The sequence below is a fragment of the Comamonas sp. UBA7840 genome, from assembly GCF_002501455.1.
Classification (GTDB): domain Bacteria; phylum Pseudomonadota; class Gammaproteobacteria; order Burkholderiales; family Burkholderiaceae_C; genus Comamonas; species Comamonas jiangduensis.
Genome location: NZ_DLTI01000017.1, coordinates 25,651 through 48,543 on the forward strand (window position 1 = coordinate 25,651; position 22,893 = coordinate 48,543).

Annotated in this window: 24 protein-coding genes; 8 read left to right on the plus strand and 16 right to left on the minus strand. The window is 57.9% G+C overall.

What is annotated here, in order from left to right; genetic code table 11:
• Positions 1-122 precede the first annotated feature (122 nt).
• The 5 genes from rlmH to B3R00_RS05305 form a co-directional block, all read right to left on the minus strand.
• On the minus strand, positions 123-590 hold the full coding sequence (gene rlmH / locus B3R00_RS05285) for a 23S rRNA (pseudouridine(1915)-N(3))-methyltransferase RlmH (protein WP_219161980.1): 468 nt from the start codon (positions 588-590) through the stop codon (positions 123-125).
• A complete protein-coding gene (gene rsfS / locus B3R00_RS05290) occupies positions 587-1,258 on the minus strand; it encodes a ribosome silencing factor (RefSeq protein ID WP_286997865.1) in 672 nt (223 codons plus the stop codon). The genes rlmH and rsfS overlap by 4 nt, the downstream gene beginning before the upstream one ends.
• Positions 1,259-1,451: 193 nt before the next feature.
• Positions 1,452-2,453 (minus strand): oxygen-dependent coproporphyrinogen oxidase, encoded by a 1,002-nt coding sequence (hemF, locus tag B3R00_RS05295; protein ID WP_376747679.1) that lies wholly within the window; start codon positions 2,451-2,453, stop codon positions 1,452-1,454.
• The gene (gene purD, locus B3R00_RS05300) at positions 2,404-3,690 is read right to left on the minus strand and encodes a phosphoribosylamine--glycine ligase (RefSeq protein ID WP_286997867.1); all 1,287 of its coding nucleotides are present in this window, start codon (positions 3,688-3,690) and stop codon (positions 2,404-2,406) included. Before purD ends, hemF begins: the two co-directional genes overlap by 50 nt.
• Positions 3,687-4,406 carry a YebC/PmpR family DNA-binding transcriptional regulator gene (locus tag B3R00_RS05305; RefSeq protein ID WP_286997868.1) on the minus strand — a complete coding sequence of 240 codons (720 nt, stop codon included), beginning with the start codon at positions 4,404-4,406 and terminating at the stop codon, positions 3,687-3,689. The genes purD and B3R00_RS05305 overlap by 4 nt, the downstream gene beginning before the upstream one ends.
• Before the next feature lie 81 nt (positions 4,407-4,487).
• Here B3R00_RS05305 and B3R00_RS05310 point away from each other — a divergent pair, with 81 nt between their 5' ends.
• From B3R00_RS05310 to upp, 3 genes are all read left to right on the plus strand, one after another.
• Positions 4,488-6,005 (plus strand): helicase HerA-like C-terminal domain-containing protein, encoded by a 1,518-nt coding sequence (locus tag B3R00_RS05310; protein ID WP_286997869.1) that lies wholly within the window; start codon positions 4,488-4,490, stop codon positions 6,003-6,005.
• A 79-nt stretch (positions 6,006-6,084) separates the two neighbouring features.
• Positions 6,085-6,951, plus strand: a complete 867-nt coding sequence (locus B3R00_RS05315) for an enoyl-CoA hydratase-related protein (protein ID WP_286997870.1) — start codon at positions 6,085-6,087, stop codon at positions 6,949-6,951.
• Between the two features lie 219 nt (positions 6,952-7,170).
• Complete coding sequence (gene upp, locus B3R00_RS05320; RefSeq protein WP_219161987.1) at positions 7,171-7,803, plus strand: uracil phosphoribosyltransferase; 633 nt, start codon at positions 7,171-7,173, stop codon at positions 7,801-7,803.
• 338 nt (positions 7,804-8,141) lie between these two features.
• Here the strand turns inward: upp and B3R00_RS05325 are convergent, their stop codons facing one another.
• Entirely contained in the window at positions 8,142-8,846 is a 705-nt protein-coding gene (locus B3R00_RS05325) for a YebC/PmpR family DNA-binding transcriptional regulator (protein ID WP_286997871.1), read from the minus strand.
• Between the two features lie 172 nt (positions 8,847-9,018).
• Between B3R00_RS05325 and B3R00_RS05330 the strand changes: the two genes are divergently transcribed.
• The gene (locus tag B3R00_RS05330; RefSeq protein ID WP_286997872.1) at positions 9,019-10,152 is read left to right on the plus strand and encodes a PQQ-dependent sugar dehydrogenase; all 1,134 of its coding nucleotides are present in this window, start codon (positions 9,019-9,021) and stop codon (positions 10,150-10,152) included.
• 3 nt (positions 10,153-10,155) lie between these two features.
• Here B3R00_RS05330 and phnD read toward each other — a convergent pair whose 3' ends face one another.
• The 4 genes from phnD to rpiA form a co-directional block, all read right to left on the minus strand.
• Positions 10,156-11,019: a phosphate/phosphite/phosphonate ABC transporter substrate-binding protein gene (gene phnD / locus B3R00_RS05335; protein WP_286997873.1), complete on the minus strand. Its 864-nt coding sequence runs from the start codon at positions 11,017-11,019 to the stop codon at positions 10,156-10,158.
• The gene (locus tag B3R00_RS05340) at positions 11,016-13,286 is read right to left on the minus strand and encodes a putative bifunctional diguanylate cyclase/phosphodiesterase (protein ID WP_286997874.1); all 2,271 of its coding nucleotides are present in this window, start codon (positions 13,284-13,286) and stop codon (positions 11,016-11,018) included. Before B3R00_RS05340 ends, phnD begins: the two co-directional genes overlap by 4 nt.
• 180 nt (positions 13,287-13,466) lie before the next feature.
• The gene (locus B3R00_RS05345) at positions 13,467-14,696 is read right to left on the minus strand and encodes a nucleoside recognition domain-containing protein (protein ID WP_286997875.1); all 1,230 of its coding nucleotides are present in this window, start codon (positions 14,694-14,696) and stop codon (positions 13,467-13,469) included.
• A 21-nt stretch (positions 14,697-14,717) separates the two neighbouring features.
• The gene (gene rpiA / locus B3R00_RS05350) at positions 14,718-15,410 is read right to left on the minus strand and encodes a ribose-5-phosphate isomerase RpiA (RefSeq protein ID WP_286997877.1); all 693 of its coding nucleotides are present in this window, start codon (positions 15,408-15,410) and stop codon (positions 14,718-14,720) included.
• A gap of 36 nt (positions 15,411-15,446) precedes the next feature.
• Here rpiA and B3R00_RS05355 point away from each other — a divergent pair, with 36 nt between their 5' ends.
• Positions 15,447-16,493 (plus strand): quinone-dependent dihydroorotate dehydrogenase, encoded by a 1,047-nt coding sequence (locus tag B3R00_RS05355; RefSeq protein ID WP_286997879.1) that lies wholly within the window; start codon positions 15,447-15,449, stop codon positions 16,491-16,493.
• A gap of 150 nt (positions 16,494-16,643) precedes the next feature.
• On the opposite strand, the gene B3R00_RS05360 is transcribed toward B3R00_RS05355, so the two are convergent.
• The 4 genes from B3R00_RS05360 to B3R00_RS05375 form a co-directional block, all read right to left on the minus strand.
• Positions 16,644-17,027: a hypothetical protein gene (locus tag B3R00_RS05360; RefSeq protein WP_286997881.1), complete on the minus strand. Its 384-nt coding sequence runs from the start codon at positions 17,025-17,027 to the stop codon at positions 16,644-16,646.
• Positions 17,024-17,419, minus strand: coding sequence for a phage holin family protein (locus B3R00_RS05365; RefSeq protein WP_219161995.1), 396 nt, complete (start codon positions 17,417-17,419; stop codon positions 17,024-17,026). Before B3R00_RS05365 ends, B3R00_RS05360 begins: the two co-directional genes overlap by 4 nt.
• Positions 17,420-17,600: 181 nt before the next feature.
• Complete coding sequence (locus B3R00_RS05370; RefSeq protein WP_174864041.1) at positions 17,601-17,906, minus strand: glycine zipper domain-containing protein; 306 nt, start codon at positions 17,904-17,906, stop codon at positions 17,601-17,603.
• 129 nt (positions 17,907-18,035) lie between these two features.
• Positions 18,036-19,145, minus strand: coding sequence for an NAD(P)/FAD-dependent oxidoreductase (locus B3R00_RS05375; protein WP_286997885.1), 1,110 nt, complete (start codon positions 19,143-19,145; stop codon positions 18,036-18,038).
• A 359-nt stretch (positions 19,146-19,504) separates the two neighbouring features.
• On the opposite strand from B3R00_RS05375, the gene B3R00_RS05380 reads away from it, so the two are divergent.
• The 3 genes from B3R00_RS05380 (at position 19,505) to B3R00_RS05390 (ending at position 21,767) form a co-directional block, all read left to right on the plus strand.
• Positions 19,505-20,746 (plus strand): GGDEF domain-containing protein, encoded by a 1,242-nt coding sequence (locus B3R00_RS05380; protein ID WP_286997886.1) that lies wholly within the window; start codon positions 19,505-19,507, stop codon positions 20,744-20,746.
• Positions 20,747-21,154: 408 nt separating this feature from the next.
• Positions 21,155-21,337 (plus strand): hypothetical protein, encoded by a 183-nt coding sequence (locus tag B3R00_RS05385; RefSeq protein WP_286997889.1) that lies wholly within the window; start codon positions 21,155-21,157, stop codon positions 21,335-21,337.
• Positions 21,338-21,410: 73 nt separating this feature from the next.
• Entirely contained in the window at positions 21,411-21,767 is a 357-nt protein-coding gene (locus tag B3R00_RS05390; protein WP_286997890.1) for a PRC-barrel domain-containing protein, read from the plus strand.
• Positions 21,768-21,869: 102 nt separating this feature from the next.
• Here the strand turns inward: B3R00_RS05390 and B3R00_RS05395 are convergent, their stop codons facing one another.
• Together B3R00_RS05395 and B3R00_RS05400 are read right to left on the minus strand one after the other, a co-directional pair.
• Positions 21,870-22,103 (minus strand): hypothetical protein, encoded by a 234-nt coding sequence (locus tag B3R00_RS05395; RefSeq protein ID WP_286997891.1) that lies wholly within the window; start codon positions 22,101-22,103, stop codon positions 21,870-21,872.
• 481 nt (positions 22,104-22,584) lie between these two features.
• Complete coding sequence (locus B3R00_RS05400) at positions 22,585-22,860, minus strand: metal/formaldehyde-sensitive transcriptional repressor (protein ID WP_286997892.1); 276 nt, start codon at positions 22,858-22,860, stop codon at positions 22,585-22,587.
• Positions 22,861-22,893: the final 33 nt, after the last annotated feature.

The following is a 22,893-nucleotide window of genomic DNA, read 5'->3' on the forward strand; positions in this document are numbered from 1 at the left end:
GAAAGCTACCAAAAAAATAGTACCACGCAGCCTGCAAATCGGCAATGTCACCCACAGCTGGCGCCAAAAAACAAAGCCCTGCAAAGACACTTACAGGGCTGGGTTCTGGGTATGCAACTATCTCACTCGCGGTGGTACGGATGGCCAGCATTGACCGACCATGCGCGGTAGAGCTGCTCAATCAACAGCACACGCACCATGGCATGTGGCAGCGTCATGTCAGACAAACGAATCTTTTCATGCGCCAGTTGCTTGAAGGCGGGATCCAAACCATCGGGGCCACCAATGATCAAAGCCACATCGTCGCCTTCGAGCTGCCAGTTTTGCAGCCGTGCTGCCAACGCCTTGGTCGTCAAATTGGTGCCGCGCTCATCCAGCACCACAATGCGCGTGCCACGTGGAATGGCTGCCTCAATGCGCTTGCGCTCCGCTGCGTACAAGGTTTCCACCGTTTTGGAGCCACGCGGCTCGGTCTTGACTGCCTTGAGCTCGACCTTGAGTTCGGGTGGAAACCGCTTGGCGTAATCGTCGTAAGCCGTCTGTGCCCAATCAGGCACATGCTGGCCCACGGCCACTATCAGCAGCTTCATGCCTTCTTGGCAGCAGCCTTCTTCGCACCACCACGGGGTGCCGTAGGCTTGACCACCACGGTCTTCAGCGCTGTGGTCTTCTTGGCTGCAGGCTTCTTGGCTGCAGGCTTTTTAGCCGCAGGTTTGTCTGCAGCTGTTTTGGCAGCTGCAGACTTTTTGGCAGCGGCCTTCTTCACCACGGTTTTGCCATCGACTGCCGCCACAGATTTCTTGGCTGCAGGCTTCTTGGAGGGCTTGGCCGCCGCTGCTGATGCATCTTCCGAAGCGAAGATCTTGGCAGGCTTGGCACCGCCGAGCTTCAAGCGCACTGGCTTGTCACCCCAGATTTCTTCCAGGCGGTAGTACTGGCGAATAGTGGGTTGCATGATGTGCACCACGCACTGGCCGCAGTCCACAATGATCCACTCACCGTTTTCTTCACCTTCGTGGCGTGGAACGGCAAAGCCAGCCTTCTTGACCGCATCACGCACGCTGGAGGCCAAGGCCTTGGTCTGGCGGTTGGACGCGCCCGATGCCACGATCACGCGCTCGAACAGCGGCGACAGGTGTTCGGTATTGAAAACCTGAATATCTTGTGCCTTGACGTCTTCCAGGCCATCGACGATGGCACGCTGAAGTTTGGTCACGTCTTTCTTGGCTGCGGAATCCGATTTTGTGGAAGTGCTCATCAGGCGATGTTTGGTTGAGTAAGTTCCGGTCAATATAGCGTGGCGCTGGCCGAGGCTTCAATGCCCTTCGGTATGCTGCCCCACGCTGACAGGGCTTTATTGTGTTTATAAAAAATAATGCCGGGCACAGGCAATCTGAGACCGGCAGCTATGGAAATTATAGTTTTCCTGATCCGATAGCGCTTTTCACGGCTCAAAGCCAGTCGCGGCGTACCAAGTATTGGCTCAGCAGCTGCGCTTCCGGGGTTCCTTGCGGGTCTTGGCGCTGGTAACTCCAGTCTGCATGCAGGGGCATGGACAGCAAGATGGACTCCGTGCGGCCACCCGACTGCAGTCCAAAGTGCGTACCGCGGTCCCAGACCAGGTTGAACTCTACATAACGGCCACGGCGGTAGCGCTGGAAATCCACTTGCGCCGGACCGTAATGTGTGGTCTTGCGCTTTTCGACGATAGGCAGATAAGCCTTGAGGAAGGCATCACCGACCGAGCGCATCATGGCAAAGCCTTGGTCTTGCCCCAGCTCGCTGAAGTCGTCATAGAAAATGCCGCCAATACCGCGCTGCTCGTCCCGGTGCTTCAAATAAAAATATTCGTCACACCAGGTCTTGAAGCGGGGGTACAGCTGCGCACCAAAAGGCTGCAGTGCGTCCTTGCAGGTTTGGTGAAAATGCACGGCATCTTCCTCAAAGCCATACACCGGCGTCAAATCCATACCGCCACCAAACCAGCAGGTTGGAGTCTGGCCTTCGTGACCTGCAGCGATCATGCGCACATTCATGTGCACCGTGGGCACATAGGGATTGCGCGGATGGAACACCAGCGAAACCCCCATGGCTTCAAACGGCGCACCCGCCAATTCAGGCCGGTGCTGCGTGGCCGAAGGCGGCAACTGCGCCCCCTTCACGTGCGAAAAACCACAGCCAGCGCGTTCAAACACCAAGCCGTTTTCCATGATTTTGGTGATGCCGTCGCCTTGCAAGCGCTCATCAGCGCCCTTCGCCCACGGATCTGCCAAAAACTGTGCAGCCCCTGCGCCCGCCGCTTTTTCGACGGTCTCCAGCGCCTGCGTGATGCTGGCTTGCAAACCTAGCAAATAGGTTCGGACGTTATCCACCGTGGCTTTTTGTTCTTGCACGTGAAGCTCCTTAGCCTTTGATGGCCCTGAAACCAATGTCGCGGCGGTACTGCATGCCATCAAAGTGAATGCCACGCGTCACGTCGTACACACGGGTTTGCGCTTGGCGCACGCTGTCGGCCAGCACAGTCACGCACAGCACGCGGCCCCCCGTCGTCACCGGCACTCCTGCTTCATTGAGTTGGGTACCGGCATGGAATACCACGGCATCATCAGCTTCTGCAGGTAAGCCGGTGATGGTGTCACCCTTGCGCGGAGCTTCGGGGTAGCCTGCGGCGGCCATCACCACGCCCAAAGCGGTGCGGCGATCCCACTCCAGCTCCACGTTGTCGAGCTTGCCATCGACCGCTGCCAGCATGACATCCACCAAATCGCTCTTGAGGCGCATCATGATGGGCTGGGTTTCGGGGTCACCCATGCGGGTGTTGAACTCCAGCGTCTTGGGGTGGCCGTTGCCGTCAATCATCAAGCCGGCATACAGGAAGCCGGTGAAAGGCACGCCGTCTTTTTCCATGCCGCGGATGGTAGGCAAGATGATCTCGCGCATGGCGCGGGCATGCACATCGGCCGTGACCACCGGCGCAGGTGAGTACGCGCCCATACCACCCGTGTTGGGGCCTTCATCGTTGTCTTTCAGGCGTTTGTGGTCTTGGCTGGTGGCCATCGCCACCACGTTCTTGCCATCGCACAGCACGATGAACGAAGCCTCCTCGCCCGCGAGGAACTCTTCAATCACCACGCGCGCACCCCCTTCGTTGTGTTGCACGCCGTATTTGTTGTCCACCAGCATGAAGTCCACGGCGTCGTGGGCTTCTTGCAGCGTCATGGCAACCACCACGCCCTTGCCTGCAGCCAGACCGTCAGCCTTGATCACGATGGGTGCGCCCAGGCGATCCACAAAGGCGTGGGCTGCAGCTGGGTCGGTGAACGTGTCGTAGTCGGCCGTAGGAATGCCGTGACGGCGCATGAATGCCTTCGAAAAGGCCTTGGAAGACTCCAGCTGCGCTGCGGCCTTGGTGGGGCCGAACACTTTCAGGCCATGCGCGCGGAACTCATCCACCACACCCGCGGCCAAAGGTGCTTCAGGGCCGACTACCGCCAGCGCCACGCCCTCTGCCTGCGCCCATTCGCGCAGTTGCACCACATCGGTAATCGGCAAGTTCTGCAACTTGCCTCCGGCCAAAGCAGTACCACCGTTGCCGGGTGCCACAAATACCTTGGTCGCCTTGGGCGACTGGGCCAACTTCCACGCCAAAGCGTGCTCACGGCCACCGCCGCCAATCACAAGAATTTTCATAAGTCCGCGTTGTGGTAAACGTCTTGAACGTCATCTAGATCTTCCAGAACGTCCAACAGCTTTTGCATGCGCTCAGCGTCATCGCCTTGCAGCTCAATCGTATTTTCAGCACGCATGGTCACCTCCGCCACTTCGGGCTTCAGGCCTGCGGCTTCCAGCGCATTCTTGACCGCTTCAAAGTCGGCGGGCGCCGTCAGCACCTCGATAGCGCCCTCTTCATCGGTGATTACATCTTCGGCGCCTGCTTCCAAAGCGACTTCCATCACTTGGTCTTCTGAGGCACCGGGCGCAAAAATAATTTGACCGCAGTGCTTGAACTGGAAGGCCACTGAGCCCTCGGTGCCCATGTTGCCACCATGCTTGCTGAATGCATGGCGCACTTCCGCGACAGTACGCACTTTGTTGTCGGTCATGGTGTCCACAATGATGGCCGCACCACCAATGCCATAGCCTTCGTAGCGAATTTCCTCGTAGGTCACGCCTTCGAGGTTGCCCGTGGCTTTGTCGATATTGCGTTTGATATTGTCGGCAGGCATATTGGCAGCCTTGGCCTTATCTACCGCCAGACGCAAACGAGGGTTGGCGTTCAGGTCACCACCACCTTGGCGGGCAGCCACCATGATTTCACGAATGATTCGGGTCCAGATACGGCCGCGCTTTTCATCCTGGCGACCTTTGCGGTGCTGGATGTTGGCCCACTTGCTATGTCCTGCCACAGGAAATCCTTTGGTCTTGATTTAATCTACTAGGCACGGATTCTACGTTTGACAGCGCCCCTTGACAGAGGAAACCCGAACATGGCCCCAGCATTACCCATCGCACAGCGCGGCGATACCGTTTGTTCCATCTTGCCCGGCATGGCCAACCGCCATGGTTTGATCACGGGTGCCACCGGCACTGGCAAGACCGTCACACTCCAGAAAATTGCAGAAAGCTTCTCTGTGGCGGGTGTACCTGTCTTTTTGGCTGACATCAAGGGAGACCTGACCGGCATCAGCCAAACCGGCTCTATCGGGGGCAAATTGGCTGCGTCCCTGCAAGAGCGTGGCATTGCTCTGCCAGAGCCCCATGCATGCCCCAGCACGCTGTGGGACGTATTTGGTGAGCAAGGCCACCCGGTGCGTGCCACCATCTCCGACATGGGGCCTTTGCTGATTGGTCGCATGTTGGGTTTGAACGACACGCAAATGGGCGTGCTCAACATCGTTTTCAAGATTGCCGACGACAACGGCATGCTGCTACTTGATCTCAAAGACTTGCGTGCCATGCTGCAGCATGTAGGCGACAACGCCAAACAATTCACCACCGAATACGGCAACATCTCCGCGGCCAGCGTGGGCGCCATCCAGCGTGGCTTGCTGCAAATTGAGTCGCAAGGCGGCGAATCCTTCTTCGGCGAGCCGATGCTCAATATCGAAGACCTGATGCAAACCGACGCGCAAGGCCACGGCATAGTCAACATTTTGGCCGCAGACAAGCTGATGCAGTCGCCGCGCCTGTACTCCACCTTCTTGCTGTGGATGCTGTCTGAGCTGTTTGAGCAACTGCCCGAAATTGGCGACCCCGAAAAGCCCAAGCTGGCGTTCTTTTTTGACGAAGCACACCTCTTGTTCAACGATGCGCCCAAGGTATTGATTGAGCGGATTGAGCTGGTGGTGCGGCTGGTGCGCTCCAAGGGGGTGGGCGTGTACTTTGTCACGCAAAACCCCATGGATATTCCCGACACCGTGCTGGCCCAGCTAGGCAACCGTGTCCAGCACGCGTTGCGCGCTTTCACACCCAAAGACCAAAAAGCCGTCAAAGCCACGGCGCAAACCATGCGCCCCAACCCCGATGTCGACATTGAAGCGGCGATCACCGAGCTGGCCGTGGGGGAGGCATTGGTGAGCCTGCTGGATGAAAAAGGCCGCCCCGGCATTACCCAGCGCGTGTATGTCGTACCGCCCGGCAGCCAGATTGGCCCTATCACTGATATCCAGCGCCGAGCCCTGATGGCCAACTCCATCGTGGCAGGCGTGTACGAAAAGGCCGAGGATCGGGAGTCCGCCTATGAGGTGCTGCAAACCCGTGCAGCCACAGCGCCCACCGCTACAGGCGGCCTTGCCGGCGCCCCTGCTGCAGCCCAAGCCGAAGCTGGCGGATTGATGGGCGGCCTCAACGATTTTCTGTTTGGCAGCACTGGCCCACGTGGGGGCAAAAAAGATGGGCTGGTGCAAAGCCTCGTCAAATCCACGGCCCGCAATATGAGCAACCAGATTGGACGAGAGCTGCTGCGCGGTGTGCTGGGCAGCTTGACGGGTAGTAAAAAACGTTAAGTCTGCGCGCTGATCGCACATTCCTCAGGGAATGTGCGACTTCAACTTGGCTGGTGCGCTCTTTAGAGTGCAAGGCCATATGCCCACATCTACACCTACCGCACACCCTTCGCTGTCGGTCATGCAACTGCACGTGCAAGACCACATCGCCCACCTCCAATTGAGCCAGCCTCAGCGCCTGAACACCATGCACCCGGGCTTTTGGCGCGACTTAGACGCTGCGCTCACGCACATTCAGGCCCACGGCGATGTGCGGGCGCTGGTCATCAGCAGCACAGGCAAGCACTTCAGCGCGGGCATGGCGCTAGAAACATTTGCCAACCCAGAATTTGCCCCGCAAGACAAATCTCCCGAGGGCCGTGCCGCCCTGTCAGAGTTCTTGTGGGACATGCAGCAGGTTTTTACCCGCATCGAGCAACTGCGTATTCCTGTGATCGCGGCCATCCAAGGTGGCTGCATTGGCGGTGCACTGGACATGGTGTGCTGCGCCTGCATCCGCTACGCCACGCAAGAAGCTTTTTTCTGCGTACAGGAAATCAATATCGGCATGGTGGCTGACCTTGGCAGCTTGCAGCGCCTGCCCAAGCTGCTACCCATGGGTTTGGTCAAAGAGCTTGCCTACACGGGCCGCCGCTGGCCGGCACAGGCGGCCTTGGAGCACGGTTTTGTCAACGGCCTCTATGCCACCCAAGAAGACATGCTGGCCGCCGCCATGCAGACGGCCCAAGAAATTGCATCCAAGCCCCCGATTGCCATCTGGGGCAGCAAGCAGGCCTTGGACTTTGCGCGCGACCACAGCGTGCAAGACAGCTTGCGCCAGATGGGCTGGCTACAAGCTGGCATCTGGAGCAACCGCCACGTGATGGAATCTGTGCAGGCCTCCAAGCAACAACGCGCGGGCGACTTCCCTGCCCTTGTGCCTCAACGGGCGTTTGGCCAGATGTAATGTTTGCAGCGCCCCATCCCGGGCAAATGTGCGCAAGGTCAAAAAAACACCCTTGCGCGCACAGACAAGACCAGGACTTTCCACAGAGGTAATGAGAAATAAGCACAATGCAGGTCATCGCAATGTGCAGTGGCACACCACGTGCTTGAGACAGAACAGGCAGCAACATTCTTGGGCGCTGCGTGCCAGCCACAACCTTTCTAAATACCGACACTGACCATGAGCACCGTCCATCTCATCGACCACCCCCTGATTCAGCACAAACTGACTTTGATGCGCCGCAAGGAAGCCAGCACCAACAGCTTCCGCCGCATGCTCGGCGAGCTGTCGACCCTGATGGCCTACGAAATTACGCGCGACTTCCCCTTGCAAGACCTGGAAATCGAAACCCCCATGGAAAAAATGGTGGGCAAGGTCATTGACGGCAAAAAGCTGGCGCTGGTGTCCATCCTGCGTGCAGGCAATGGTTTCCTGGATGGCATGCTCAACGTGGTGCCCGGTGCGCGCATTGGTCACATCGGCCTGTACCGCGACCCCGAGACACTGCAACCCGTGGAGTACTACTACAAGATGCCCGAGAACATGGGCGAGCGCGATGTGATTGTGGTGGACCCCATGCTGGCCACCGGCAACTCTGCAGCGGCTGCTGTGCAGCAACTCAAAGACAAGAGCGCGCCCAAGTCCATCAAGTTCATGTGCCTGCTGGCTGCGCCCGAGGGCATCAAGACCATGCAAGCCGCCCACCCTGACGTGGAAATTTTTACTGCCGCCATTGACCGTGAGCTCGACAGCCACGGTTACATCCTGCCAGGCCTGGGTGATGCGGGCGACCGTATTTTCGGTACCAAGTAAACACAGATGCAGGCGTTTCCCACGCCTTCATCCCAAGTAAAGGCTTCCTGCGGGAAGCCTTTTTTTGTGCCCATAAGACCCTGCCACGCGCGGTTTAACGCATGCCAGCGCGGGCCGACCCCATCCATCCGCATTGGCCATCAAGTAAAAATTGGTAGCTGGTAGCGCAAAGCTGGCAATGCGCTCATTGCCAAATCTATACAAAACCCTTGAAACACAAGCGCTAGCAGCTATACATTTTCAATCAGACAAAAATTCAAACTAAAAAAAGGACTGCCGGGTGCAGTCCTTTTCGCATGCAGGCCGCGTGATGCGACTTTGAACGCTGTGCTACGCAATCAGTCCACTAGGCCCACGAACACGTGTTGCACGTCGTCGTCGTTCTCCAGACCCGCCAAGAAAGCTTGCACTTCCTCTTGCTGCTCGGCCGACAGACTGCCCATGCTCACGGGGTTCTTGGCCTTGTAGCCCAGCTTGACCGACAGCACCTTGATGCCTTGCGCAGGCAGCGCCTTGCTCACAGCGTCCAGGTCGCTGGTGTCGGTAATGAACAGCGTCACACCATCTTCGTCACCGGATTCAAAGTCTTGCGCGCCCGCTTCAATGGCGGCCAACTCGACGTCAGCGCCGCTCTCGGCCTCGCCTTCGATCATGCCCACATGGTCAAAGTCCCACGCCACCGCAGTCATCTGGCCTTTGCGAAAGCACACGCGCATATTGGGCGCAGTGCGGTTGGGGTTGTCGGTCAGGCACTCCACCATCACGGGCACGCGGTGAGGCGCATAGCCTTCAAAAATCACGCTGGCGTAATTGACCGCATCCGCGCCCACGCCCGCACCTTTTTTGACCGCCCGGTCCAGCGTTTCTTTGGACATGGAAGCCTTGCGGGCCGCTTCAATCGCCATGCGCAGGCGCGCATTGCTGCCGGGATCGCCCCCGCCCAAACGGGCTGCTACGGTGATTTCCTTGACCAATTTGCCAAACAGCTTGCCTTTGGCGTCCGCAACCAGGGCCTTGCCCTTGGCTTTCCATTGCGCTCCCATAGGGGGCCTTTCTCGAAAAAGAACAAAAAAAGCCGCTTCTTATGAGCGGCATAGAATGACTCAGCAGGATTTATACACCTGCCGCAGTGGCCCCTGCGCCATCGTTGCCAAGTTTTTGTGCCTTCTGCTTTCGTGCTTGCGCTGCCGCAAGTCCAATCTCTAGGAGACATGTATGCTTTCCACCGCCCTCTGCCGCCGTCTTGCGCCGCGCACCTGCGCAGCGGCCCTGTGCTGCACACTGGCCAGCGCCCACGCACTCCACATACAGCCGCAAGTCGTAGCACAAGGGTTGCAAAACCCATGGGCTGTGGCGTTTTTACCCGAGGGCAAGTTTTTGGTTGCCGAGCGCCCGGGGCGCATGCGCGTCATAGCTGCCGATGGCACCTTGGGCGCTGCGCTGCAGGGCTTGCCAGCGATTGCGGCAGGCGGCCAAGGCGGCTTGCTGGATGTGGTGCTGGACAGCGACTTTGCCCACAGCCGCACCGTGTACTTTTGCTACAGCGAGCCCGCCCCCACCAACAACGGCACCAACAGCACGGCACTGGCCAAAGCCCAGCTTTCGGCGGATCAAACAAGGCTGGAAAACCTGCAAATCATTTTCAGCCAGCGCCCCAAGAAAGCCAGCCAGCTGCATTTTGGCTGCCGCATTGTGGAGCGCCGCGATGGCACGCTGCTGCTCACACTGGGCGAGCGCTACCACTTCAAGGAAGAGGCGCAAAATCTGCAAAACCACTTGGGCAAGATTGTGCGCATCCACAAAGACGGCAGCGTACCCAAAGACAACCCCTTTGTGGGGCGCAGCAATGCCCTGCCCGAAATCTGGAGCTATGGCCACCGCAACCCGCAGGGGGCAGCCCTGGCACCGGATGGCAGCTATTGGATGAACGAGCACGGCCCCCAAGGGGGGGATGAAATCAATCGCCCAGAAGCCGGCAAAAACTACGGCTGGCCCGTCATTACCTATGGCGAAAACTATGGCGGCGGCAAGATTGGCGACGGTAAGACACACCAAGCAGGGATGGAGCAGCCTGTGCACCACTGGACGCCCTCGATCGCGGTGTCGGGCATGGCGTTCATTACCTCCGACCGCTATCCCGGCTGGAAAGGAGACATGGTGGTGGGCGCGCTCAAAGCCCAGCGGCTGGAGCGTATACGCTTTGAAGGCAACAAGATCAGCAAAGTCGAGCACCTGCTCCCCGATCTGGGTCAGCGCGTGCGCGATGTACGCCAAGGCCCCGATGGCTGGCTGTATGTGCTGACCGATCGCAGCAATGGCCAGTTGCTCCGTCTGGTGGCAACGCCCTAGTTGTTAGGGTGAGGGCTGCCCGTCTGCAGGCGGCGCAATGAGGGCTTGAACACCTGCGTAATCCTCTGCCGTAACTGGCACGACATACTGATAGTGCTGCATCTGCAGCCATGCCTGCAGCCGTTCTTGCCGCTCCAAGAAAGCCTTGCGCACCTGCGCCTGAATGGCAGGGCACAGGCGGTCATCCATCACAAAAGGGCTGCCCACCAAGGCAGGAGAGCGCCACAACACACGCCAACTTTTAACGTCTTCGGGCATTTCATCGCTGGCGACAAACGCTGCCTCCACCCATCCTTTGCGCACCGCATTCAGTGCCCGGTCATGGGATCCCATGAACAGCACGCGCGAGAAGTAATGGGTCAACGCGTAGCCCGTCGCCTTTTGCACCATCCACCCTGGCACCACGGCCCCCGAAGTGCTGGAGGGATCCGTCAGCGCCAGTGACTTGCCACGCAGCTGCAGCAGGCTTTGATAGAGAGCATCCCCACGTACCACCAGCAGCGAATGGTATTGGCCCAGCTGCCGACTGCGCGACAGGGTGGCGAACGGCACAAAGTGCGGTGCGCGCTTGCTCAACAAGGCGTAGCTGGCTGGCCCCAGCTCCGCAATATGTGCTTTGCCGGCCAGCAGGTTTTCAATCACCGCCGCATAAGAAGTGGCGGGCAGCAACTCGACCGCTTTGCCACTTTCTTCCTGAATGCTTTGCAGCAATGCCGACTGCGATGACACCTGGGCATTGCGCACGTTCTTGGGTATCACCGCCATCTGCAGCACCTTGGGATTCAAGCATGCTGCGGTTGCGGCAGCCAGCCACCCACTGCAGCACAGCACGCACACCGCCCCGAATCCTCTGGCCATGTTGCTCATGCAATCTCCAGAATGCTCTGTCGCAGCAACGCTTCTGCGTTTTGCGCCGTCACCGGGCGACTTAAAAAATACCCTTGTGCAACGTCACAGCCTGCGGTTTTCAGATACACCAGTTGATCCATCAACTCCACGCCCTCTGCCACCACCTGCATTTTGAGGTTATGAGCCAAGGTGATGATCGACGTCACCAACACCCCCGCCTCTTTGCTGCTGCGCAATTCATTGACAAAGGATTTATCAAGCTTGATGGTGTCGATGGGCAGTGAGCGAATCTGGCTCAGGCTGGAGAACCCCGTGCCAAAATCATCCAGCCCAATCCGAACACCCATTTGCTGCAGCTGACTCAGCACGCGCGTGGCCACCCCCACCGGCTCCACCAGGCAGCTCTCGGTAATTTCCACCTCGACGTCACTGCCGCGCACCCCATAGTGCTGCAAGCAAGTTGCCAGACGCAGTGGAAATGCGCAGTCACGCAGCTGCAATGGCGAGACATTGAACGCAATGGGGCGTACATCCAGCCCCTGCATGCGCCACGCCGCAATCTGCCTGCAGCAAGCCAGCATCACCCACTCACCCAGGGCTTCAATGTGACCATGCTCTTCTGCCAGCGCAATAAAGTCCCCCGGATATATCAGCCCTAACTCTGGATGCTGCCAGCGCACCAGCGCCTCAAAACCTACAATAGTTCGATCCTCCAGCCGCACCTTGGGCTGAAAGTGCAGCACCAACTGCTCTTGGCCAATCGCATCGGGCAGTTGCCGTGCCAAGCGGTAACCGCGCTCACTGTCTACGGGGGTGATGCGTTCGTAGTACGTAAACCGGTTGCGCCCGGCTTTTTTGGAGGCATACATGGCGGTATCCGCATGGCGGCACAACATCTCCACGTCATGTCCATCGCGCGGGAAAAAAGCAATACCGATGCTGGGCGAGGTATGCAGTGCCGTTGGCGCGATGCCTTCATAAGGTGCGGACAGCGCCTCCACCAGTTTCTGAGCCAGCACATCCATATCCTGCGGGCCTTCCATGGCCGTGACCAGCACGGCGAATTCATCGCCCCCCATGCGAGCAATAATGTCAGAGCTTCTGAGCATGGCCTGCAAGCGCAGGGCCACTGCTTGCAACAAGGCATCCCCCACATGGTGCCCCAATGTATCGTTCACGCTCTTGAATCGATCCAAATCCAGGTACAGCAATGCGTAGTATTTGCTGCTGCGCCTGGCCAAAGCCAGATGGCTTGAAACCAACTCATAGAACATGCGCCGGTTGTGCAGCCCTGTCAGGTGGTCACTGGCCGCCAAGGCCAATGCACGCTGCTTTTCACTCTCCAGCTGGGCAATCAGCTCTTGTTTGTCTTGGTCCGCTTTTTCTAGCGCATCAAACCACTGCTGGCGCCGCTGCAAGGTTCGCAGCAAAAACAAAGTAGCCCCCATGGTCATCACCGAGACCACCGATAACAACCACCAGGCACGGTGGGCATAGTCGTCATGAGCGGCAAGGATCTCGCGCCATTCACGGCTGACCACCACGGTTATGGGCATGTGCGCTGTACGGTGAAAATTGGCCAGCCGCGCCACCCCTTGGGGCCACTCAAAGTTGCGCACCCCTGCGCCTTCAGGCACTTTGCGAAACGCATCGACCGCTGCGCTGCTGGGCTGCGCCACCAATCCACCGCCGACCATCGCTGCAATCACACGGCCATCGGGTGCCAGCAAATGCAAGCTGCCGCTTGCACCCCAATCCACATCTTGGTACAGGCTCAAAAAATAGCCCAAGTCCATGTGCAGCATCAAATAGCCTTGCGACACGCCTTGGGCATCCGTGACGCACAGCAGCAAGGGCACCTGCCATGTCATCTCCTGGGAGCTCGACTGATGGGCCCCTGGCAAGACCAAAGCCCCTCTGCCACCCGCACACGCACCTTGTTGTTGTGCGAGTGCGTCGTCCCACCGACCTAAATTTTGAACATCGCCCGCCAAAGGCTGGAGCTGCTGATCCAGCAGGGTATAGCGCAGAAAGACACGGTCGCGATCCAGCATTTGTGCCAGTTGGTGCTGCCAGGGCCCCGTGCCTTGTACCCCTTGCAAAGCCAGCACACTCATGAGCTGGGCTTTTTCCAGGATTTGCCGCAAATTCTCTGACACGATGGCCCCAACGCCCGCCTGCTGCAAGCGGGTGGCGTTTTCTACTTGCTCCTGCTGGGCGCGCAAATGCTTGGCCGTCAGCCACCACAGCAAACTCAACACCAGGACGATGACAGCAACCAGCATCCCATGCGTAGGCTGCCAGCGCTTGGCACCGCTCGCGGCCCCTTGACGGGGTGAAATTCTTTGAGTTCGTGCACCGAAATGCGTCGCAAGCCATGTCATGGTGAAAGCCCAGTTCTACTTGCAACATTGTGTGAATATTGCGTGACAACTGAGTGACACCCGCAGGGTGCGGTGCTCTACCTAGCCAAAAAACCAGTACGTCACTCCAATGGCAGCCACTACACCTGCCAGTTCTGCCACCAAAGCGCAGGGCACCGCGTGCCGCGCTTTTTGAATGCCTACCGCGCCAAAATACACGGCCAGCACGTAAAAGGTGGTTTCGGTGCTGCCTTGGATGGTGGCGGCCGCCAAAGCGGCAAAGCTGTCCACCCCCTGGGTTTGCATGGTCTCAATCAACATGGCGCGCGCGGCGCTGCCCGAGAAGGGCTTGACCAAGGCCGTGGGCAGCGCATCCACAAAGCGGCCGTCCATGCCCAACCACTGCACGCACCAGCGCACGGCATCCAGCACATAGTCCAAAGCACCCGAGGCACGGAATACCCCGACGGCGCAGAGCATGGCCACCAAATACGGCAGCAAGCCCTTGGCCACGTCAAAACCCTCTTTGGCCCCGGCCACAAAGCTGTCGTACACCGGCACTTTTTTATAAGCGCCCAGGGTTACAAACAGCACAATCAATGCAAACAGGGTGAAATTACCCAGCAACGCCGACAGCGAAGCCAATGCTGCGGCGCTGAGTGTGGTCAGCAATGCCATAAAGGCCGCCAAGCCTAGTCCGACTGGCAGCAAATAGGCCAGCACCACGGGGCTGAAAATCGGCAAGCGCTGCACCAGTGTCACCGCCAGCAGCCCCACCAAGGTCGAGGCCGAGGTGGCCAGCAAAATCGGCAGAAACACCAGCGTTGGGTCGGGCGCTCCCTGCTGCATGCGGTACATAAAGATGGTGACCGGCAGCAGCGTGAGCGACGAGGCATTCAGCACCAAAAACAAGATTTGGGCGTTGGTCGCCGTGTCGGGCTGGGGGTTGAGCGTTTGCAGCTCCTTCATGGCTTTGAGGCCCATGGGCGTGGCGGCGTTGTCCAGCCCCAGGCCGTTGGCGGCAAAGTTCAGCGTAATGAGCCCCAGCGCCGGGTGCCCGCGCGGCACTTCAGGCATCAGCTTGGCAAACAACGGTCCCAGCACTTGGGCCAGCCACTGCACCACGCCCGCCTCTTCGGCAATGCGCAAAAAACCCAGCCACAAGGTGAGCGTACCGAACAGCAACACCATGACCTCGACCGACAACTTGGCCATGCCAAACAGTGCCTGCACCATCTGTGCAAACACTTGTGGCTGCCCGCCAACCAGCCATTGGGCCAGCGCAGCGACAGCAGCCACGAGAAAAAAGCCCAACCAAAGCGCGTTGAGCATAGGTATAAATCAGCTCAAAAGTTAGTAAGTGATGGTGCGCACGCCATCGGCGCAACCCAGCAAGCATACATGGGCTTTTTGGTGCGCGAACACACCCACGGTGACCACGCCGGGCCACTGGTTGACTTGACTCTCAAACGCGAGTGGCTCGGTGATCTGCAGGCCGCGCACGTCCAGAATGTGCTGACCGTTATCGGTCACCAGGGGCTGGCCATCTTTCATGCGCAGCGTGGCAGTACCGCCCATGGCTTCAAACTTGCGGGCGATTTGGCCCGCAGCCATAGGGATCACTTCCACGGGCAGCGGAAAATTGCCCAAAGCCGCAACCAGCTTGGATTCGTCAGCAATGCAGACAAACTGCTTGGCCAACGCTGCCACAATTTTTTCGCGCGTGAGCGCAGCGCCCCCGCCCTTGACCATATAGCCCTGGCCATCGATTTCGTCGGCACCGTCGATGTAGACCGACAGGCTTTGCACGTCGTTGGCATCGAACACGGTGATGCCCAGCGCCTTCAAACGCTCGGTACTCGCTACCGAGCTGGAAACCGCACCCTTGATCTGGTCCTTCATAGAGGCCAAGGCATCGATGAACTTGTTGACGGTGGAGCCGGTGCCCACGCCCACAATTTCGCCGGGTACCACGTAGTGCAGCGCGGCTTGGCCGACCAAAGTTTTCAGTTCATCTTGCGTGAGAGGTGCAGTAGGTGTCGTCATGGGGGAAAATCCGGTTAATCCTCCGAATTATTCCCTATGTCGCTTATTCCTTACGCCCTTGTACGCCCCTTCTTATTTGGTATGGACCCCGAGAAGGCCCACGACTTCACCATGAACACGCTGGCCAAAGGCCAGGGCACCTTGCTGGAATGCGCATGGGCTGCACCGCTGGTGGAAGACCCCATCACCTTGGCGGGCCTGAAGTTTCCCAACCGAGTGGGCATGGCCGCGGGCCTGGACAAAAACGCGCGCTGCATCGACGCATTGGCGGCCATGGGCTTTGGCTTTGTGGAAGTGGGCACCGTCACGCCCAAAGGCCAGCCGGGCAACCCCAAGCCACGCATGTTCCGCCTGCCTGCGGCCAAGGGCTTGATCAACCGCCTGGGCTTTAACAACGACGGGCTGGATGCTTTCATTGCCAACGTCAAACAATCCAAAGTGCGTGCACAGGGCAAGCCCATGCTGCTGGGCCTGAACATTGGCAAGAACGCCGCCACGCCGATTGAACAAGCTACCGACGACTATCTGATCTGCCTGGAAGGCGTGTACCCCCACGCGGACTACGTGACGGTGAATATCAGCTCACCCAACACCAAGAACCTGCGCGCCCTGCAAAGTGACGAAGCGCTGGATGCGCTGCTGGGCGCGATTGCCGCCAAGCGCGAAGAGCTGGCCACCGCCCAGGGCCGCCGTGTGCCCATTTTTGTAAAAATTGCCCCGGATCTGGACGAGGCACAAGTCAACGTCATCGCCGCCACCTTGCAGCGCCACGGCATGGATGGTGTGATTGCCACCAACACCACCCTCAGCCGCGAAGCCGTCCAGGGGCTGGAGCACGCCGAAGAAACCGGCGGCCTTAGCGGCGCGCCCGCGTTTGAAGCCAGCAACCGCGTGATTGCCCAACTGCGCGCTGCACTGGGCGCTGGCTACCCCATCATTGGTGTGGGCGGCATCATGAGCGGCGAAGATGCCGCCGCCAAAATCTGCGCGGGTGCCGATGTGGTGCAGATCTACAGCGGCTTGATCTATGCCGGCCCGGGCTTAGTAAGAGATGCAGCCCAAGCCATCAAGGCTATGCGCTAATCTTTTGCAAAAAAAAGGAGCTGCTAGCGTAATTAAAACAAGGATTTCAGCATCATTACCATCTGAAATCCTTAAAAATCATGCGCTAGCAGCTATCAAAAAAAGCCCGGCATGCCGGGCTTTTGTTTTGAATCAGCGCAAACGCCGCACTCAGCGCTTGAGTTTGCTGATCAACGGCAGCGCCAAGCCACCATAGCGCATCAACTTGCGCGGGCCAACCATCACAGCCAGCCCGGCCACCGCAGCTGTTGCTATCGGGTGCAGCTTGGCAAACACCACCAATCTTTCCATCAGCGGAGCATCTGCGGGCACCGTGTCTGCCTGCGCGCGCAGCGCCTTGGCTTGCTGCTGCGCATGCTTGGCGGCCACCCAGCGGTCACGCTGCATGGCAATGCGCTTGAGCACCACACGCTCGGCCTCACTGGCTTGCTGCCAGCGCACATCTTGCTCCAAAGCCGCCACCGCAGAGATGACCAGCGGTGCTTCGGCATGCGTTGGCACCGCAGTTGCGGAAGTAGTTGCCAAATTGCTCACAGCTTCTCCTTCATCAAAGCCCAGTCCTGCGCCAACTCTGCACGCGTTAGCGCAAAAGGATGGCTGGACTTGCGCAGCGCCGACAACAGCACCACCAGCGTGCCCAGCCATGCAAACATCCAAACGCCTGCAATCACCCAAGCCACCACAGAGCGCTGCGGCGAATCCCAAAAGTGCACCAACACGGCCAGTGACAGCAGCACCAGGGCCACAATCGTCAGACCGCCCATCACAATGCCCAGCACCAAAATGGTTTGCAGGCGCTGTTTCTGCGCAGACCATTCCAGACGCGCTAGCGCAATGCGGTCTTCTGCCGCTATGGCTCCTTCATTGAGATTGGCTCGCATGCGAGCAGACAAGTTTTCCAATCCAAGAATCGACATCCAATTCACGGCAGATTTCCTTTGCAGGGCTGTAGGCAGAAGGTGTAAACAAGCTTGAGCGGCTGAGGGCCACTCACACAACCCGGCACAGCAAATCTTTGATTTGCAATGGATACAAAGCGCGAAGCCACATGTAGCAAGCAGTACTACAGGCTACGCAACCATGCACCAAGGGTTGTGTTTGCGCGTTTTAGCGGCGTGCCAGCAAAAAGCCCAGCAATGCACCTACTGCCAGTGCAGCACCAGCCACGCGCCACGGCTCGTCGTGGGCGTAGCGGTCTGCCACATACGCCGCTTCCTTGGCCTGGCGTGCTGCCTCGTGCGCCGCATTAAGGGTGCTTTCACGGGCACGGTACACACCGTCATCGAGCTTTTGGCGCAGCACGCTGATTTGGGGAATAGAGTCCAGATCTTTGCTGGCCAGCAGGCCACGCACGTCCGTCACCAGCTTTTCCAGATCAGCTTGGGCAGAAGAAACAGTGTCAGAAAACGCCATGATGAAAGCCTTTCTTGGTCATTAAGTAGAAGAAAAATCATCCGCCACGGCCAAAGACCATAGCAGCAATGTTGTATGCCATCTTAGCGAATGCATGGGCACCCACAAGTCAGCATAGGCCGCACAAGATCAAGATTTCTTGGCTAATTGCAGCAAAACCTCATCGGCAATCGCCATGCAGCTGGTCAGCCCGGGCGACTCTATGCCAAACAAATTCACCAGCCCCGCCACGCCATGGGTGCCTGCACCTTGAATCACAAAGTCTGCGGCGGCATCGCCCGGCCCTGAAATTTTGGGACGCATCCCCGCATAGCCGGGGGCCAAACTACCGGTCTTCAGACCTGGCCAGTACTTGTTGACCTCTGCATAAAAGCCTTCACAGCGCTGTGGGTCCACCTCCAGTTGATCTGGGCTGTCTACCCACTGCACGTCGGGGCCAAATTTGGCCTGTCCTCCCAAATCCAGCGTCAGGTGCACGCCCAAGCCAGCCGCCTCGGGCACGGGGTAAATCAAATGCCTGAACGGCGCACGGCCGCTGAGCGTGAAATAGTTGCCCTTGGCGTAAAAAGCCTGCGGCACATGGCGCGCATCCAAACCCTGTATCTTGCTGGCTACGCTGGGAGCAAACAGGCCCGCGGCATTCACTACCTCCTGCGCCAGCAGCTCGGTGCCATCTGCGGTGCGAATCAATATTCCATCCGGCTGCACCTGCGCAGACGCTACCGGTGACAGCAACGCCAGCGCACCCCCAGCATTTTCCATATCGCCCTGCAAAGCCAGCATCAGGCCGTGGCTGTCCACAATGCCAGTGCTGGGAGAGAGCAAGGCTGCATGGCATTCCAGCTCGGGTTCAAGCGCCCTGGCCTGCTCACGGCTTAGCAACTGCAAGTCATGCACACCATTGGCAACGGCCTTTTTTTGAATGTGTTCCAGCTGTGCCACTTGCTCGGCACTGGTTGCCACAATCAACTTGCCACAGCGGCGCACATCCACGCCTTTTCCTGCGCAAAAAGCGTACAGCTGCTCTTTGCCTTTCACACACAAACGCGCTTTGAGCGAGCCTGCGGGGTAATAAATACCGGCATGAATCACCTCGCTATTGCGTGAACTGGTGCCCGTACCAATCGCATCAGCGCCTTCCAAAACAATGACTTCCCGGCCGGACTGTGCCAAGGCACGGCCCACAGCCAGCCCCACCACACCCGCCCCAATCACCACACTTTGCACTTGATCTACCACGTATGTCTCCCTGATGTACTTGTGCCTGAGCATGCAAGCGTACGCGCAGAATCGCCTTGCAAGGCTTAATAAATTCTTACGCCATAGCCTTGCTGCATCTCCCCCAGAGAGACTCAGTTTTCCTGCAAAGTCGGCGCAAAACTGCGGTGCTTTCTGGTCAAAGGGCTTGGCATCTATTCACAAATCATTACACTGCGACGTTCAATCCCAAGAACGTCAACAGCCACTACAGAGCATGCCGTAGGAAGCAGGCCCATCCTGCCTCTGCATGTTTTGCCTACTGATTCTTGCGTACGACTGCCAGGGCAGCCAGTCGTTCCCCCCAACAGCTGCCTGTATTGCATTTTTCCCTCAACACCATGGTTGCAACCATTCTCGTCGGCATGTTGTGTGCCCACCTGCTGTGCTTTTCAGCCATGTTTTTGCTAATCAGCAAACGCTTGCATGGCAAAAAGATGGGGATGGATTTTTTTGCTCTGGGCAATTTTTTGCTCGGACTGGCCTATATCCTGCAACTGGCTGAGGGCGGGCCCACATGGAGTGCCGTGAGCGTTATCAACCACACACTCACGCTGGCCTCCCCAATTGCCTACTGGCTGGGCGCGATGCGCTTTTTTGGCCACATGGTGCCTTTGTGGCGCCCATTGATTGTTTTTGCGGTGGTGTATGGCTGCGCACAAGTGCTGGTGCAATGGAGCCTCGGGCCCACCGCGCGCTACGCGATGCTGGCGGCCATGTCGTCGCTGCTGTTCTTTTTGATGACCCTGACTGTCATCCATGGCGTGCGTACTTTTGCCAAAGATTTGTATGCCGAAATGGTCTTTTTTGCCCTGCTGATCAGTGGCATCTGTGTTCTCAACGCCTTGAAATTCATCAAAATTGTGGACGGTGGACTGGACGCATTGCAAATGGACAACAGCTTCCAGACCGTGTTCTATATTTACATGTCTTCTTTGGCCACCATTTTGCCGCCCTCCATCGTCTGGTTGGTACTGCGCCGCTTGACCGATGATTTGCGCGACGTGGCCGAACGCGATCCGATGACGCAATTGCTTAACCGGCGGGGTCTCTCAGAAGCGCTTCAGCTGTTTTTCAATACCCGCACCACTGCCCCGGCCTACTTGCTGCTGCTGGACGTTGACCACTTTAAGCACATCAATGACACCTACGGCCACACCGCTGGAGATGCAGTGCTATGCCACGTGGCACAAGTGCTGCGCACCACCGCACGCCGCGGTGATTTAACCAGCCGCATCGGCGGCGAAGAGTTTGTGCTCATCTGCCTTGACACGGACGAAGCCGGTGTTTTTCGCTTGGCAGAGCGGCTGCGCGCTATGCTGGAAGCGCAGATCATTGATATTCCGGAAAGCTCTCAGCCACTGCGCTGCACGGTCACTATCGGCATCTCCCATCCCTTTAGCTCGATTGCAGAATTAGCAGGAGCCATGCGCGCCGCTGACGCTGCCCTCTACCGGGGCAAAGCCGCTGGCCGCAACTGTGTTGAAGCGCCGCTGCCGCTGAATGATCACAGCGCACTGGATGACGGCAAACCCGGCATGCTTGCGCATGAGACTGCGCCAACAACTGCGCAGTCATGCTGAGTGGCCTGCCCTCTGGCGCCTCGCCTGCCACCGCTTTGCCTCAAGCAGCCTAGCTTCTACACCCACCGCCTACGTTCTGCGGGAGCCGCCACCGGGCGGGCCGTCAACAGCACTTTCGCAGCGTGGATGCACTCCCACTACCTTTTCATATAAAAACTGCATATATCGCAGATCCAGCAAACGCTAATAGCTATAAAAAATTAAGCAAAAATGCGTGCAAAAACAGGCGCTAAACCTTGGGTGCTCCCACCGAGGCACCCTCGCCCTCAGAGCGATGTAAAGAAAAGACTATTCCGCAAAAGTTGGTAAGTGACCGTCTGTCCTACCCTTCAACCGCCGTTCGTCGGCGATGCTTGATACCAAGGTAAGCAATCCCTGCTTGCCTGCCAACCTGAAGGAGTAATGGAAATGTCGCAACACCAACCGCCACAAAATCCCGGCCAAAAGGAACAGCAGCAGCAACAGCAGCCAAGCCCCAACCAGCAACAACCGGGCCAAAACACCCCGAAGCCTCAGCAGCAACAGCAGGACCCCAACCAAAAGAGCCACCAGGGTCATCCGCAGCAATCTCAAAAACAGAAACAGCAATAAGCACTGCTTGGTTTTCTCAGGCTAGCCAGATGTTCTGGCCCTAGGCCCTGAAATTTATGGAACAGGAGAAGGAATGCATACATCGAACACCGCTTCATCCGTCATCTCATCGTCTCGCGTTAACGGCACCAATGTGTACAACCCCGCTGGCGAAAAGCTGGGCTCTATTGACTCTCTGATGATCGACAAGATCACCGGTCAGGTACGTTATGCCGTCATGGAATTTGGTGGCTTTCTGGGTATAGGCACTGACTTATATCCCCTGCCTTGGCACAGCCTGAAATATGAACCGAATCAGGGCGGCTATGTAGTGTCTGTCACCAAGGAGCAACTGCATAACGCTCCACGCTATGAAAACGATACGTGGCCAGAGTACACCGATGAATATGGTCGCCGTGTGCACGACTACTACGGCGTGCCTTATATATAAGCAGCTGAGACCTTCTGAGAGCACCTACTACTTCGTGTAGTTTTAAGCCAGCGACTGCTGGCTTTTTTGTTTCAAGCGATCGCGACCAAACGGCCTTTTCGCTCATGGCATGTTCAAATCTAAACCAAGCTTGCTAGCAAGTGTGAAAGTGAAAAGTACCACGCACACAAGCGCCAGCATGAAAGCCGCTAGCACCTTGCCGCCCGTGAGCAACAGAGCGCGCTTGTTCGCCCCCTTCTTGCCTTGGTCGTAATGCCACTTGATGGCGAAGAACATGCACGTGCCAAAGATGAGTACCTTGAACGTGACGAAGACTACGGGGGTCCAATCGATCATTGTGAAAATTTCCAACCCATGGCTTGACGCTGTATGCAGTGATGAATATCGCCGCGCTGGCAAAAAGATCAGCAACACCTACTCGAAGACTGGTGTCACTGCATCCTTGGTAAGTATTTGCCCTGAATCACATCGGCTACCGTTAAAAGCTCGTTTGTTGAAGTACAGGCGCTAGCCTGCCAGGGCGTGGCAACTTTACGCCAATAGCTTGCCTGCGTTTGTGTGGGCGGGAAATGCCCCATGCGCTTTCGCGGTCAGGCATGGTCAAGCCCGGTGCACAGCACCAGACTTCGAGGCGAGAGTTGGTGAAAGTTGAGGCTGGCGCGACGGCCTCAGGGGCGAGATGCCGTTAGGCGTTAGCCGAAGCTTTTGCCGCAGGGATGCACACTTTCAGCTTGAGAGACAGGTTTGGTTAAACGATTGCACCAATCCAAGAGTGAGCAGCTCCAGTGACTTATTAGTCTGCAGGCCGCAGGTTTTGTCACTTTGCATAGCTACGCAGCACCGCAATGACCATTTCAAGGTCTTTCTCGCGCTGTGCGTCTGTGGCGTCGGCATCCGCAAGGTGCTCCCGCAGATGGCCTTCCATGACTTGCAGCATCAAGCCATTGACAGCGCCACGCACAGCGGCCAGTTGCTGCAGAACGACGGAACAGTCTTGCGAATTTTCCAAGGCGCGCTCCAGCGCTTCGACCTGCCCTTTGATACGCCGAATCCGCGCCAGCAGCGGCTTCTTGTTCTGAACTGTATGTGACATAAGGGCAATTTTAGAGGCCTAAATATACTAGGG

Coding starts and splice junctions, on each gene's coding strand:
- rlmH (WP_219161980.1), bottom strand. CDS start 590: ATGAAGCTGCTGATAGTGGCCGTGGGCCAGCATGTGCCTGATTGGGCA.
- rsfS (WP_286997865.1), bottom strand. CDS start 1,258: ATGAGCACTTCCACAAAATCGGATTCCGCAGCCAAGAAAGACGTGACC.
- hemF (WP_376747679.1), bottom strand. CDS start 2,453: ATGGCATGCAGTACCGCCGCGACATTGGTTTCAGGGCCATCAAAGGCT.
- purD (WP_286997867.1), bottom strand. CDS start 3,690: ATGAAAATTCTTGTGATTGGCGGCGGTGGCCGTGAGCACGCTTTGGCG.
- B3R00_RS05310 (WP_286997869.1), top strand. CDS start 4,488: ATGGCCCCAGCATTACCCATCGCACAGCGCGGCGATACCGTTTGTTCC.
- B3R00_RS05315 (WP_286997870.1), top strand. CDS start 6,085: ATGCCCACATCTACACCTACCGCACACCCTTCGCTGTCGGTCATGCAA.
- upp (WP_219161987.1), top strand. CDS start 7,171: ATGAGCACCGTCCATCTCATCGACCACCCCCTGATTCAGCACAAACTG.
- B3R00_RS05325 (WP_286997871.1), bottom strand. CDS start 8,846: ATGGGAGCGCAATGGAAAGCCAAGGGCAAGGCCCTGGTTGCGGACGCC.
- B3R00_RS05330 (WP_286997872.1), top strand. CDS start 9,019: ATGCTTTCCACCGCCCTCTGCCGCCGTCTTGCGCCGCGCACCTGCGCA.
- phnD (WP_286997873.1), bottom strand. CDS start 11,019: ATGAGCAACATGGCCAGAGGATTCGGGGCGGTGTGCGTGCTGTGCTGC.
- B3R00_RS05340 (WP_286997874.1), bottom strand. CDS start 13,286: ATGCTGGTTGCTGTCATCGTCCTGGTGTTGAGTTTGCTGTGGTGGCTG.
- B3R00_RS05345 (WP_286997875.1), bottom strand. CDS start 14,696: ATGCTCAACGCGCTTTGGTTGGGCTTTTTTCTCGTGGCTGCTGTCGCT.
- rpiA (WP_286997877.1), bottom strand. CDS start 15,410: ATGACGACACCTACTGCACCTCTCACGCAAGATGAACTGAAAACTTTG.
- B3R00_RS05355 (WP_286997879.1), top strand. CDS start 15,447: ATGTCGCTTATTCCTTACGCCCTTGTACGCCCCTTCTTATTTGGTATG.
- B3R00_RS05370 (WP_174864041.1), bottom strand. CDS start 17,906: ATGGCGTTTTCTGACACTGTTTCTTCTGCCCAAGCTGATCTGGAAAAG.
- B3R00_RS05380 (WP_286997886.1), top strand. CDS start 19,505: ATGGTTGCAACCATTCTCGTCGGCATGTTGTGTGCCCACCTGCTGTGC.
- B3R00_RS05385 (WP_286997889.1), top strand. CDS start 21,155: ATGTCGCAACACCAACCGCCACAAAATCCCGGCCAAAAGGAACAGCAG.
- B3R00_RS05390 (WP_286997890.1), top strand. CDS start 21,411: ATGCATACATCGAACACCGCTTCATCCGTCATCTCATCGTCTCGCGTT.
- B3R00_RS05395 (WP_286997891.1), bottom strand. CDS start 22,103: ATGATCGATTGGACCCCCGTAGTCTTCGTCACGTTCAAGGTACTCATC.
- B3R00_RS05400 (WP_286997892.1), bottom strand. CDS start 22,860: ATGTCACATACAGTTCAGAACAAGAAGCCGCTGCTGGCGCGGATTCGG.